The following is a 13471-nucleotide window of genomic DNA, read 5'->3' as shown; positions in this document are numbered from 1 at the left end:
TTCCAACAGCTTTTAGCACTAAGTTTTCTAGATAGGCCACCTTCACGGAGGCATCCAGAAGAAAACAGCCGGCATTGGAGGGGGAAAAATGAAGAGACTATCTGTTGGTTTATTTGCCTTCTTGTTGCTGACGGCCTGCTGGGAAAAAGAAGAAGAAACGACCGAGGCGGTTATCCGTCCCGTTAGAGCAACCGAGATATCCGACCTTTCCAGTTTACATGACCGTTATTTTGTCGGAACAGCCAGAGCCGCGCGCGAAGTATCTTTGGCTTTTCGCGTGCCCGGCAATGTTGTTGGCGTGGACGTGCAGGTTGGCGACCTAGTAGAAAAAGGCGATGTTGTCGCGGCTCTGGACCCTGCCCCATATCAAGCTGAGGTTGATCGGCTTACGGCCGAGCTTGCAAGCGCGCAAGCGACATTCGAGAATGCCAAACTGCAAACTGATCGGCAGCGATCCTTGGTCGAGAAGGAAGTTGCTGCACAGGCGACACTTGATCGCTTTGTCGCGGGTGAGACATCGGCACAGGCAGCAATCAATTCCGTGCAAGGCGCGCTGGATCGGGCAACGCTGGACTTGACCTATACAAGCCTTGTGGCACCGTTTGATGGCCGTGTGGTCGCTAAGTACATAGAAGATTTTGAGGAAGTCGCCGCACAGACCCCGGTTCTGCGAATTCTGGATGCAGAGCACATCGAAGTGGTGATCGATATCCCCGAGCGATACATTGCCCTTATACCGCATGTTGAGGACATTACGGTCACCTTTGACGCGCTAGGGGACGTGGTTCTACCGGCCGAGATCAGTGAGATCGGATCAGAGGCTTCGGCGACGACCCGAACCTTTCCTGTCACCTTGATTATGCAACAACCCGAAGGCTCACTTGTCCTTCCCGGCATGGCGGGCCGTGTTCGAGGCAAACCAAAAGAAGGGCATGAACCGTTCGATGCCATAATGGTTCCGGCCAGCGCAGTTTTTGTCCCTGAGGGGGAAACCGATCCTCATGTATGGGTGTTTGATACCGGCTCCGAAACTGTGAGTGCGCGGAAAGTTGCTCTTGGCACACCCCGGTCGCAGGGGGTTGCTGTCAGCGAAGGCCTGGAGTTCGGAGACGTCGTTGTTACTGCAGGGGCAAATTCTCTGCGAGAAGGTCAGAAGGTTTCGCTTCTCGCTGAGGATGAAGAGTAATGGATCTCGCCGCATTCTCCATCCGCAACGCCAAATTCATCTGGTTTACAGTTGTTATGCTCACATTGGGCGGCGTTTCAGCGTTCTTCAGCCTTGGACAGTTGGAAGACCCTGAATTCACTATCAAGACTGCGGTTGTAACCACCCCCTATCCAGGAGCGAGTCCTGAAGAAGTTGAGCAAGAGGTTACGGAGCGGATCGAGCTTAAGCTGCAAGAGATCAAAGAAATCGACTACATCTCAAGCGAAAGCAGGGCCGGGCTTTCGACCATCAAAGTCGAGATTCGCCCGAACTATTGGTCCGACGAACTGCCGCAAATCTGGGACACGCTGCGCCGCAAAGTCAGAGACGTTGAAACAGACCTGCCCCCGGGAGCAGGCCGTCCCGCAATCAACGATGATTTCGGCGATGTCTTCGGTCTTCTTTTGGCGATGACCTCAGATGGGTTCTCGGCTCAGGAACTCGACGGGTTCGCCGAAGACTTCAAGCGCGAGCTTTCTTTGATCGACGGTGTAGGACGCGTCGACCTGTGGGGGGAACGTGACAGGGTCATCTATCTGGAAACGCGCGAAGAAGCTCTGGCGGCTCTGGGTGTTTCGGCTCAGACCATCCTCAATACCTTGCAGACCCAGAACGCAATTGTGGACGCAGGACGGGTGAATATCGGCGACTATCGTATGCGCATTGCGCCAAGCGGTACCTTTACCAGCCCTAACGACATCGCGGATCTGGTTGTTCGACCAAGCGGTCTGGATCAGGCCCAAAGCGGTCAAAGCCGGGGACCAGAGCTGCTGCGGCTGGGTGAAATCGTTGAGGTCAAGGAAGGCTATGCCGATCCACCTACGACCATGATGCGCTACAACGGTCTTCCTTCCATTGGCCTGGCGATATCATTTCAGTCTGGCGTCAATGTCGTCAGCGTTGGAGAAGCGGTAGATGCACGAGTAGCTGAGCTGATCGCGGGCTTGCCTGTTGGTATCGAGGTTGAACGCGTACATTGGCAGTCCGATGACGTGAACCTGGCAGTCAGTAGTTTCCTAATAAGCCTTGGCCAAGCCGTCGCAATCGTTTTGATCGTTTTGACTCTGGCGATGGGCCTTCGGATGGGGTTCATAATCGGTAGCGGGCTGATCCTGACAATACTCACTACCTTCATTCCACTGGCAGCGCTGGGCATCGACCTTCAACGGATGTCGTTGGGTGCGCTAATCATTGCGCTGGGTATGATGGTAGACAACTCGATCGTTGTCGCAGACGGTGCAATGGTTCGGATGTCTCAGGGAATGGATCGCGCAAAAGCCGCGATTGACGCTGCCACCCGTCCCGCCATGTCGCTGCTAGGTGCAACCTTTGTCGCGGTGATGGCCTTCTATCCCATATTTGCGTCGGTTGAGAGTGCCGGGGAATACTGCCGAACACTCTTCTCGGTCGTTGGCATTGCGCTGTTGGTCAGTTGGCTGTTGTCGATGACGGTCACGCCATTGCAATGCGTTGCCATGCTGCCAGAGCCAAAAGGGGACAGCAGTGAAACTTTCGATACGGGCTTCTATGCCGTTTACCGCCGTTTTCTAGCCGCTGCGATCCGGGTTCGCTACCTGACCATCGGAGTGGCCGTGGGTGCTCTGGTCATTGCCGGGGTGGGTTTTGGGTCTGTCACGCAACTGTTTTTCCCGACCTCGTCCATGACCAAATACATGATCGACTATTACGCGCCTGAGGGAACTCGGATCGAAGCTGTCTCCGAAGCCATCACCCGGATCGAAGAACAGGTGGAAATGGATGATCGCGTGACAGGTATCGCAAGCTTCATCGGCGCTGGGCCGCCGCGTTTCTACCTGCCGGTTGACCCAGAAGGCACCAATCCGTCCTACGCGCAAGTCATCGTGAATGTGGAGGATTACCGCGACATACCTGAGATGACCAAAGATATCTCGCTTTGGATATCGGCCAACTTGCCCGAGGCGACCTCTTTCACACGCCAGTTTGGCGTCGGCCCCAGCAATACGTGGGCGTTCGAAAATCGCATCATCGGCCCAGCGGATGCCAATCCCGAGACTTTACGCGAAATTGGCGACAGGGCTGTTGCAATACTGGACCAACATCAGTGGACCAAAGTGGCGCGCACCGATTGGCGTAACCGCGTTCTCAAAACCGTTCCTGACTATGATCAGGACCGAGCGCGATGGACGGGCATCACCTATGAAGACCTCGGAAACACGACAAAACGCGCGTTCGACGGACGTTCAGTTGGCCTCTACCGCGAAGGCGACGAGTTGCTTCCAATTATCGTTCGCCCTGGTGCGGAAGACGTGGCAGCGGTGGACAACTTCGAATTGCTGCAATTGCAGTCGCCGTTTTCGGTCGAACCCGTACCCTTGGCGCAAGTTGTTCGTGGCGTGAATGTTCATCCAGAAGATCCCACGATCAATCGCCGTGACCGGCGCCGGACTCTGACCGTTCAAGCCAATCCGATCGACAGTGTGACTTTGCCAAGCTATCGCGCGGCCGTTCTGGCCGATTTTGAAGCTTTGGAAGCAGATCTTCCGCCGGGTTACAGCATGGAATGGGGTGGCGAGTACGAGGACACCGTGTCTGCGCAAGCGTCATTGATACCGGGAATGATACCCGCGTTTTCGGTCATGGCGCTTATCGTGGTTGGGCTGTTCAATTCGTATCGCAGACCGCTGACCATCTTCTTGACAGTGCCATTCGTACTCATAGGGATCGTTCCAAGCTTACTTCTCACCAACACTCCATTTGGGTTTGTCGCTCTACTTGGAGGCATGAGTTTGGCGGGCATGATGATCAAAAACGCGATCGTTTTGATTGATCAGATCAACGATAACCTGGCTGAAGGTCAGCCGGGTTACGACGCTGTATTGAACGCCGGTGCTTCAAGGCTTCGTCCAGTTGTTCTGGCTGCTGCAACGACCGTTCTAGGAGTTATCCCACTGCTGCCGGACGTGTTCTGGGTGGGCCTGGCCGTTACGATCATGGGCGGTCTAACCGTGGGAACGATGCTCACAATGATCCTCGTCCCAGTATTATTTGCCACGCTGAACGGCATTCGCCCTACATCCTAGGCCGCTTGATTTGGTCTTTGGTTCAGCCCGGTAGCTAAGAGAGGAAAATGGTTGAGAACTCGAGCAGCGTTTGCTTTGGGGAGCGTAAATTGGACAATACGGTACTGTTCTTTTTAGTTGGAATCTTCGTCGTGGGCCTCCTGTCGTTAGGGTATTATGCCAAAGGCAGCGGTGCACTTTGGGTAATCGCAATACTGTTAGGTGTGTTGTTGGCAATGATAGCGTTCTTTGGAGGTTACTTTGGTGAAGCTCCAAAGTGAGGTTGGAAAGGCGGCCTTAACCAGAGTGCCGTCATGCGAATTCGAACCAGTCTCAGGTAGCCCCTTAGAGTTGTCGTTTAGCAGATACGAAAGATCCCGCCACTCGATCAGAGCGGTGGACCGATCAGCTTTAATGTGCCACGGCCGCTGCGAAATCGATCTTGGTTGAAGTGGCTGTAGGCAGAGGACTGAATACCGGCGAGCTTCTGCAAATTTGCATACGCCTGAAATGTCACAACACGCATGCTCTTCGCCGGAATGGCCGAAGGAAATTCTCACCCCAATTATTGAGCCACCTACCCGTCTCGCCCTATGTTCTTCTGACAACATCCTCAGTAGTGCGCGGCCCAACCCGCACACAGCGTTTTTCAAGTGGTCTTTTCCGCGTCCTCTTCCGACCCGCGTTTTTCCAGCAGGAAAAGGGCTGCAAACGTCACCGGAGCACCGGACAACAGGTATAAACCCGCCGCCCACAGTCCCGCCAACGCAGTCAGGCCAATTCCGACCAGCGGCGCAAACGCTGCGCCGATGATTCACGACTGGTTGGTCGCCATGGCCGAGTCAGAATAGCGGTACTTTTTTGGGGAACCGCTTGGGTACAATCCCACCGGCCTGACCATAGGCCAGCCCCAGAACCGCAAATCCAAACAGAATGTAGTAGTAGGGATTATAAGCCAAAGTCCCGATCATCAGGCTGAGCACTACTATCCGGATCGCGCTGATCCGAACCACCGTTCGGCGGTTATACTGATCGGCCAAGACCCCCGCAGCTTTGCAGCCAGGATTGGCGTTGCACATGTGCTGGTGTTGAGAGAGTGTGTGTCATTGGCGGAAAACCATCGACTGATCGCCCTTGATGACCGGCAGAATCGGTCTCAAAGCGTGTTCTTTTCTTTGACGGAACGGGGTCATAATGCCCTCGCCGGAGTAAGTCCGACAGGACCGCACCGTTCCGGGAAAGCCCTGAAGTTCAATATCTCGCATCGCGGATAGTCCCGGCCAACCGCCGCCCTGGCGGCGCGACTGTGTGCTGGAACCTGGCGCAGGAGGTTCCAGTTGCGCTGGTGTTTAACGGCACCACGGCAGCGGTGAAGATAACCTCCCCGGAAGACATTCACGATTTTGACTTGGGTTTTGCGGTGACCGAAGCATTCATCTCAGAGGCTGACGATATCGCGGAATATGAACAGGTCGCGCACAAGACGGGTATTGAAGCGCGGGTCTGGTTGAATGAGCAGGCATCCGAAAAAGTCGCGGCCCGGCGACGCGTGATATTGAGGCCAGTGGGATGCGGGCTGTGCGGCATTGATAGTCTGGAACAGGTGGCGCGCTCCCTACGCCTATCGCAGATACATCACTACGGATCGGGGCTAACGAAGTGGCGCATGTACCCGAGTTGCAACGTGATCATCAGCGATTGCATGATCGCACGCGATCAACCCATGCGGCTGGCTTTCTGTTGCCCGAGCACGGAATTGTCATGGCGCGCGAAGATGTCAGGCGCCACAATGCACTAGACAAGCTGCTGGTTGCCCTGATCCGAACAGGCATCAACCCGGCCACAGGGCAGTGGTAATGACCTCACGCGTGTCGCTGGAACTGGTGCAGAAAACCACTTTTTTGGGCTGCCCGATTCTGATTGCAGCATCATCTCCGACAGCCCTTGCAGTGGATCTTGCGGATCAGGCCGGCATTACTCTGGTGGTCAATACAAAGCAGTCCGAATGCGCTGTGTTTACACACGAATATCGTGTTTTGCGCACGGTTTGACCAGCATTCGCATCCAAGCGACGCCAGCACCTTTAAACGCAATTCTCTGGAGGAAGTAGTGAGCCGAGCGAAATGGGAAGGCAAGCCTAATGCCCCCGAGGAATAGCCAGCAGAAGGCTCGCCTGGAACCAGTATGAAAATACCTAAATGGGTTGGTTTTAGTCGTGCACGGACATTAAACCGCCCCCCTTTGCCACAACTCATGATTTCTTCTTCTGACGAGACTTCTAAATCTGTCGCAAAGGCGGGATGGCCGTCAGTATGGGATGCGCGCCCTGTCAATGAATTTGCGCAAAGCAAAACGCGAGCGAACGACTCGAAGCCCGGGCAGCCGCATGAGTTTGGTTTGCAGAAATGTCTCGAACTCCTCAAGGCTCCCAACAGCGACCTCAAGCAAAAAGTCTTGCGCGCCCGTCATCAACGTTCCGGTCACAACTTCTTCGAAGAGTGCCACCTGTCGCTGAAACTCGGAAATCTTGTCTGCGTCCTGCCGTTCCAGCTCAACCGATACAAATACGGTTATTCCGAATCCAGCGACCTTTCGGTCGATCTGAGCGGCATAGCCTGAAATCAGGCCACTATCCTCCAACCGAGCCAATCGGCGTTTGCATGGCGTTACCGACAGTCCAACCCTGTCGGCAAGCTGCACAACAGGCATTCGTCCGTCTTTTTGAAGTTCACGTAAAATCTCTCTATCGACTTCATCCATAGTCGAAAACACTACCATTTTTGATTCTCATAGCATTTTTTGCTATTATTAATCAAATTACTCGCCAGATAGTGATTTTTGAACTCCGCTCCAGAGATTAAACTATTAAGGCAATTTAAAAAAATTTACGCGCCGGGATATAGAATGACCCTGACCATCACTGAAGAGCCAGCGCCAGCCGACTACGAACGTCTTGTTTTTGCCGAAGACCCTGACACCGGGCTGGCTGCTTACATTTGCATCCATTCTACGATTTGTGGACCGGCCGCGGGCGGATGCAGGATGTGGAGTTATGACACTCGCGAAGAAGCACGAGCGGATGTTCTGCGGCTCGCCAAAGGCATGACAGCCAAGAACGCAGTTGCCGGGCTGGGACTTGGCGGGGGCAAATCCGTGATCATAGGCAATGCGCAGCGGGACAAGACCGAGCCCTTGTTGCGTTCCTTCGGGCGGGCGGTGAACGACCTGAACGGGGAATACTACACGGCTGAGGACGTTGGTATATCTCCTGAGGATATGCGCATAGTCGCCGAGGAAACCCAATATGCTGTCGGGTTGGATCACGGAGAGCATGGTAGCGGCGATCCTTCACCCTTTACGGCTGAAGGTGTGTTCCAATGTCTGAAAGTCGGCGCCGAAGAGGTATTTGGAACCTCTGATTTGGCGGATCGCAGGGTTCTCGTTCAGGGCCTCGGTCATGTCGGCATGTCGCTCGCTGAAAAGCTGCACCAGGCCGGCGCGACCCTGATCGTGTCCGACATCAATGCAGCTGCGCTGGACCGGGCTCGTACCACACTTGGCGCCGAAATTTGCGCTGTTGATAAGGTAATCGACGTGCCGATGGACATTTTTGCCCCGTGTGCGCTTGGGGGCATCCTGACGTCAGAAACCGCCGGAAAAATCTCCGCAAGGCTGATCTGCGGTGCCGCGAACAACCAACTGGCCGACGATGGCGTCGCACAGATTCTGCGCGCGCGGGACATCCGGTATCTACCCGATTACGTGGTCAATGCGGGCGGTATCATTAGTGTGGCCAGCGAAATTCACCATGCGGGAAAAGCCTACCGCGATGCACGGCTGAATGAGGTCGCAACTCGTATCCGGGAGATTTTGGATCTGTCCAACCAGACGGGCAAATCCACAACACAGGTAGCTGACGAGATCGTTCGTGATATCCTTGCACGCGGCGAAGCCGACCAGCGGGAGTTGACTGCATGACAGAAGATACGAACCCTCTTTCGCTGAATGTGCCTGAACCGGGTTGCCGCCCTGGCGACACTCCCGACTTTTCGGATTTCGAAATTCCGCAGGCGGGGGCCGTGCCGAGACCTCCGGTCGATGCAGACCCGGATTCGATCCGCGACATGGCCTTTTCCATCGTGCGTGTTCTCAACAAAGAAGGCGCTGCTGTGGGCGATTGGGCCGGCGCGTTGAGTGTCGACGAGCTGCGTCAGGGCCTGCGCCATATGTTGACTCTGCGCACCTATGACGCCCGCATGCTGACCGCGCAGCGGCAGGGCAAAACCAGCTTTTACATGCAACACCTCGGCGAAGAGGCCGTATCCTGCGCCTTTGCCCGCGCGATGCGCCCCGGTGACATGAACTTCCCGACCTACCGGCAGGCGGGGCTGCTGATTGCACGTGACTATCCGATGGTCACGATGATGAACCAGATCTTCTCGAACGCCGAAGACCCACTGCATGGACGGCAATTGCCGATCATGTATTCGTCGCAGGAGCATGGGTTCTTTTCGATCTCGGGTAATCTTGGCACGCAATTCGTGCAATCCGTCGGCTGGGCAATGGCGTCGGCGATTTCCGGGGACACGAAGATCGCCGCAGGCTGGATCGGGGACGGATCGACCGCCGAAAGCGATTTCCACGCGGCAATGGTTTTTGCCTCAACCTACAAAGCACCGGTCGTGCTTAACATTGTCAACAACCAATGGGCGATTTCCACGTTTCAGGGCATCGCACGCGGGGGCGTCGGCACCTTTGCGGCGCGTGGCCACGGGTTCGGCATTGCATCGATCCGGGTCGACGGAAACGATTATCTGGCTGTGCATGCTGTGGCCAAATGGGCCTGCGAACGCGCGCGCCTAGGTCTTGGGCCCACTCTGATCGAGCATGTGACCTATCGCGCTGGCGGGCACTCGACAAGTGACGATCCTTCGGCCTATCGCTCGCGACGTGAAGCTGCCGCATGGCCGCTAGGCGATCCGATCGAGCGGCTGAAGCAGCACCTGATCGTTCTGGGCGAATGGAGCGAGGACCGCCATCTGCAGGCCGAGGCGGAGGTTCTGGACGAGGTCAAAACCGCCCAGAAAACAGCTGAGGCCGTGGGAACGCTCGCCTCCGGCAAGCAACCCTCGCCGCGGGACATGTTTGAAGGCGTCTACGAGACAATGCCGCCGCATCTAATTCGGCAGCGCCAGGAAGCGGGGTTCTGACCATGGCCAAGATGACCATGATCGAAGCCATTCGCGAAGCCCATGACGTCGCGATGGAAGCAGATAAACGTGTCGTCGTCTATGGCGAAGATGTCGGGTATTTCGGTGGAGTGTTCCGCTGCACCGCTGGCTTGCAGGCGAAATACGGAACATCCCGCTGTTTTGACGCGCCGATCAATGAAGCCGGGATTGTCGGCACCGCGATCGGCATGGCGGCCTATGGTTTGAAACCTGTGATCGAGATCCAGTTCGCCGATTACGTCTATCCGGCCTATGACCAGATCGTTTCCGAGGCGGCGCGTCTGCGGCACCGGTCGAATGGAGATTTCACCTGCCCGATCGTTATCCGTATGCCTACGGGCGGCGGTATCTTCGGGGGTCAGACCCACAGTCAAAGCCCAGAGGCTCTGTTTACTCATGTTTCAGGGCTGAAAGTGGCAATGCCGTCCAATCCGCGCGATGCCAAAGGCCTGCTGCTGGCGTCCATCGCCGATCCCGATCCGGTGATTTTTCTCGAACCCAAGCGGCTCTATAACGGCCCCTTCGACGGGCATCACGAAAACCCGCTTGTCAGCTGGAAGAACCACCCGCTGGGGGATGTGCCTGACGGGGATGACATTGTGCCCTTGGGCAAGGCCGCGATCCGTCGGGAAGGCGCCGATGTTACGGTGCTGGCTTATGGCACAATGGTTTACGTTGCCCAAGCCGCAGCAGAGGAAACCGGAATAGACGCCGAGGTATTGGACCTACGCACCCTGATGCCGTTGGATCTGGACGCGATCACCTCTTCTGTCAAAAAAACAGGCCGCTGCGTGATCGTTCACGAAGCGACTCGCACTTCTGGCTTTGGTGCTGAGTTGATGTCGCTGGTGCAGGAAAGCTGTTTTTATCACCTCGAAGCTCCGATTATCCGTGTCACGGGCTGGGATACCCCCTACCCGCACGCTCAGGAATGGGAGTATTTCCCAGGCCCCGCACGGGTTGGCGAGGCACTGAAAAAAGTCATGGAGGACTGATCCATGGGCGTGTTTGCAATCCGTCTGCCAGATGTCGGCGAAGGTATCGCCGAGGCGGAACTGACCGAGTGGCATGTCAAACCGGGTGACCTAGTTCGCGAAGATGACATTTTGGCCGCAGTTATGACCGACAAGGCCGCGGTCGAGGTTCCCTCCTCGGTCTCGGGTAAGGTGCTGGAACTGGGCGGCGAGATCGGCCAGATGATGGCCATTGGTTCGGTTCTCATCCGCATCGAGGTTGAAGGGGAAGGCAATGAGACCGAGACCCCGGCAGAAGTTGCACCAACCCGATCGGAGCCCGTTGAAAAAGAAACGACTCCACCGCCTGAACCTGTGCAATCGGAGGAACCCGTTGCGGCCGCCAAACCAGTTTCCCGCACGAACGGAACCAAACCGCTAGCAGCTCCGTCTGTACGCGCCCGCGCCCGTGAAGAAGGGATCGACCTGCGCCAAGTCCCCGGCACTGGACCTGCTGGGCGGATAAGTCACGGCGATCTGGACAACTGGATCGCTTCGGGTGGAATCCAGCAGGGTGGCGTAACCCGAGGCCGGAACACTGGCGTTGAAGAGGTGCGCGTGATCGGCATGCGCCGAAAGATCGCGGAAAAAATGGCACTGTCGAAGCGGCAGATTCCGCACATCACCATCGTCGAGGAAGTCGAGATGTCGGCGCTGGAAGACTTACGCGCTGCACTGAACAAAAAGCACGCCGGGGAGCGAGCCAAGCTGACGTTGCTGCCGTTCCTTATCCGAGCCATTGTCGAAGCGGTCCGCGAACAACCCGGTCTAAACGCACGGTTCGATGACGAGGCCGGCGTGATCTATCATCACGGTGGCGTGCATGTGGGCATCGCCACGCAGACGCCACAGGGGCTGAACGTTCCGGTGGTGCATCATGCCGAGGCCGGCAGTCTTTGGGACAACGCTTCTGAGGTTGCTCGGTTGGCTGAGGCCGCCCGCGACGGTTCAATCAAACGCGAAGACTTGACCGGTGGCACCATCACCATCACTTCGTTGGGCCCGCTTGGCGCACTTGTTACCACACCGATCATCAACCACCCCGAAGTGGCCATTGTCGGTGTCAATAAAATGCAGATCCGGCCAGTTTGGGACGGGCAGCAATTCCAACCGCGCAAGATGATGAACCTGTCGTGTTCCTTCGATCACCGGGTCGTCGATGGCTGGGACGCGGCGGTCTTTGTGCAGAAACTGAAAACCCTGCTGGAAACGCCGGCTATGTTGTTTGTCGAGGGCTGAATGTCAGATATCGTTTGTAAACTGCTGATCATCGGTGCCGGGCCAGGCGGCTATGTCTGCGCCATTCGTGCCGGTCAGTTGGGTATCGACACCGTTGTGGTGGACGAAGGTAAACCCGGAGGAACGTGCCTAAACGTGGGCTGTATTCCATCAAAGGCCTTGATTCACGCTGCCGATGAATTTCACAAGGTCTCTACCGTATCAGATGGCCCACTGGGAATCTCAACCAGCAATCCCATCATCGACATATCCAAGACGATCGCTTGGAAGGATGGTATCGTAAATCGTCTCAATTCGGGTGTAACCGGGTTGATGAAGAAAGCCGGAGCGCGGTTTGTCAGCGGACAAGCGCGATTTGTTGACGGCAAGACCGTCGAAGTGAAACATAACGGCGAAACGCGCACCATCCGCGCCGAACATATCGTTATCGCTTCCGGCTCCGCTCCTGTCGAATTACCATCCCTGCCCTTTGGCGGTCCGATCTTGTCCTCGACCGAGACCCTGAGCCTGACGGACATCCCCGATAGCCTCGCAGTGGTCGGCGCCGGCTATATCGGTCTGGAACTGGGCACGGTGTTTGCCAAGCTTGGTACCCGTGTCACATTGGTCGAGGCCGAGGACGCTATTCTGCCCCTTTACGACAAAGCGCTGACCCGCCCCGTTGCCAGACGGCTAGATGCACTTGGGGTTTCGGTGATGACCGGCACGCGCGCGCAAGGCTTTGATAATGGCATGCTGAAAACCGATCAGGGGGACGTTGCTGCTGAAAAAATACTGGTTACCGTCGGTCGCCGTCCCCGAACAGTCGGGATCGGGATCGAGGAACTGGCACTGACCCAAGACGGACCCTTCATCCGGATCGACAAGTATTGCCAGTCCTCCATGCGCGGTATCTACGCCATTGGCGACGTGACCGGCGAACCGATGCTGGCGCATCGTGCCATGGCTCAAGGCGAAATGGTGGCGGAACACGTCGCGGGCCACTCGGTCGAGTGGGACAAACGCGCCATTCCAGCAGTGTGTTTCACTGATCCTGAAATCGTGACCTGCGGCGCTCTGCCCGATGAAATTCAAGGCACCAAATCCACCGAATTCCCGTTGTCTGCAAACGGACGAGCAATGACCACCGAGCGCGAAGAGGGTTTCATCCGCGTTGTCTGGCGGGAAAGTGACCATGCAGTTGTAGGCATTCAGGCCGTCGGTACTGGGTTATCAGAGATGTCCGCCGCCTTTTCGCTTGCTATCGAGATGGGCTCCTGTCTGGAAGACATAGGTTCGACTGTTCACGCCCACCCGACCCATTCCGAAGGCCTGCAAGAGGCCTGCTTGAGGGCGCTCGGTCACGCCTTACACATTTAAAAACAAGAAAGTGATGCCCAACATCCGGCTACCAAGTCGCGAAGTTTGAGTTGGGCATACTGATCCGACCTTTTCTGGTTGTTGCCAGATAAGGTCTAAACAGCATCAGCTAGAGCCAGTGATGCTGCCCTCTGTGCACCGCCAAATTCGCGCGAGTCGGCAAAATCCGCGGAGAGTGACAGCTTGACGGTGTTTCGACTGGCGAGCGATCTTTCCTGTTTGAAATGATTGTAGATGGGAGAATGGACGGTAGTGAATTTTCTGCTCGTTGTTCAGCGACCAGTCTGTCTCAAGCCAAGTTCCTTTGACAAAACTCAACAAGGGTCGGTCTACGACGGTAGATCGCAACAAAGCCGTATTTCGCTACAGCGCGCTGGAAAG

Annotated in this window: 11 protein-coding genes and 1 pseudogene; 10 read left to right on the top strand and 2 right to left on the bottom strand. The window is 56.1% G+C overall.

Translation table 11 applies throughout. From position 1 onward, the window contains the following. Window positions 1-88: 88 nt before the first annotated feature. From ABLN94_RS19990 to ABLN94_RS19980, 3 genes are read left to right on the top strand one after another with little or no spacing between them, the layout of a single operon-like run. Complete coding sequence (locus ABLN94_RS19990) at window positions 89-1186, top strand: efflux RND transporter periplasmic adaptor subunit (protein WP_352995787.1); 1098 nt, start codon at window positions 89-91, stop codon at window positions 1184-1186. Then, window positions 1186-4269 carry an efflux RND transporter permease subunit gene (locus ABLN94_RS19985; protein WP_352995785.1) on the top strand — a complete coding sequence of 1028 codons (3084 nt, stop codon included), beginning with the start codon at window positions 1186-1188 and terminating at the stop codon, window positions 4267-4269. The genes ABLN94_RS19990 and ABLN94_RS19985 overlap by 1 nt, the downstream gene beginning before the upstream one ends. Window positions 4270-4316: 47 nt before the next feature. Next, window positions 4317-4529 (top strand): hypothetical protein, encoded by a 213-nt coding sequence (locus tag ABLN94_RS19980; protein WP_352995783.1) that lies wholly within the window; start codon window positions 4317-4319, stop codon window positions 4527-4529. Window positions 4530-5090: 561 nt separating this feature from the next. Here the strand turns inward: ABLN94_RS19980 and ABLN94_RS19975 are convergent. Further along, a complete protein-coding gene (locus ABLN94_RS19975) occupies window positions 5091-5288 on the bottom strand; it encodes a hypothetical protein (protein ID WP_352995781.1) in 198 nt (65 codons plus the stop codon). A 266-nt stretch (window positions 5289-5554) separates the two neighbouring features. Here ABLN94_RS19975 and ABLN94_RS19970 point away from each other — a divergent pair, with 266 nt between their 5' ends. Together ABLN94_RS19970 and ABLN94_RS19965 are read left to right on the top strand one after the other, a co-directional pair. After that, window positions 5555-6046, top strand: coding sequence for a formate dehydrogenase accessory sulfurtransferase FdhD (locus ABLN94_RS19970; protein WP_352995779.1), 492 nt, complete (start codon window positions 5555-5557; stop codon window positions 6044-6046). Next, window positions 5938-6299: pseudogene (locus ABLN94_RS19965) on the top strand (formate dehydrogenase accessory sulfurtransferase FdhD); the annotation flags it as partial. The gene ABLN94_RS19970 and the pseudogene ABLN94_RS19965, both read left to right, overlap by 109 nt. A gap of 256 nt (window positions 6300-6555) precedes the next feature. Here the strand turns inward: ABLN94_RS19965 and ABLN94_RS19960 are convergent. Continuing rightward, entirely contained in the window at window positions 6556-7008 is a 453-nt protein-coding gene (locus tag ABLN94_RS19960; RefSeq protein WP_352995857.1) for an Lrp/AsnC family transcriptional regulator, read from the bottom strand. Between the two features lie 144 nt (window positions 7009-7152). On the opposite strand from ABLN94_RS19960, the gene ABLN94_RS19955 reads away from it, so the two are divergent. The 5 genes from ABLN94_RS19955 to lpdA are packed head-to-tail and all read left to right on the top strand — an operon-like array spanning window position 7153 to window position 13090. Continuing rightward, window positions 7153-8226 carry a Glu/Leu/Phe/Val dehydrogenase family protein gene (locus ABLN94_RS19955; RefSeq protein ID WP_352995777.1) on the top strand — a complete coding sequence of 358 codons (1074 nt, stop codon included), beginning with the start codon at window positions 7153-7155 and terminating at the stop codon, window positions 8224-8226. Then, window positions 8223-9458 (top strand): 3-methyl-2-oxobutanoate dehydrogenase (2-methylpropanoyl-transferring) subunit alpha, encoded by a 1236-nt coding sequence (locus tag ABLN94_RS19950; RefSeq protein ID WP_170486746.1) that lies wholly within the window; start codon window positions 8223-8225, stop codon window positions 9456-9458. The genes ABLN94_RS19955 and ABLN94_RS19950 overlap by 4 nt, the downstream gene beginning before the upstream one ends. Window positions 9459-9460: 2 nt before the next feature. After that, complete coding sequence (locus tag ABLN94_RS19945) at window positions 9461-10474, top strand: alpha-ketoacid dehydrogenase subunit beta (protein WP_352995775.1); 1014 nt, start codon at window positions 9461-9463, stop codon at window positions 10472-10474. Window positions 10475-10477: 3 nt separating this feature from the next. Then, entirely contained in the window at window positions 10478-11731 is a 1254-nt protein-coding gene (locus ABLN94_RS19940; RefSeq protein WP_352995773.1) for a dihydrolipoamide acetyltransferase family protein, read from the top strand. Further along, complete coding sequence (gene lpdA, locus ABLN94_RS19935; protein WP_352995771.1) at window positions 11732-13090, top strand: dihydrolipoyl dehydrogenase; 1359 nt, start codon at window positions 11732-11734, stop codon at window positions 13088-13090. It abuts the gene before it with no gap. Window positions 13091-13471 lie beyond the last annotated feature (381 nt).

Source organism: Ruegeria sp. SCP11 (assembly GCF_040329455.1).
Classification (GTDB): domain Bacteria; phylum Pseudomonadota; class Alphaproteobacteria; order Rhodobacterales; family Rhodobacteraceae; genus Ruegeria; species Ruegeria atlantica_E.
The sequence above is the reverse complement of the archived record's forward strand: the minus strand, read 5'-3'. Positions and strand labels throughout refer to the sequence as shown.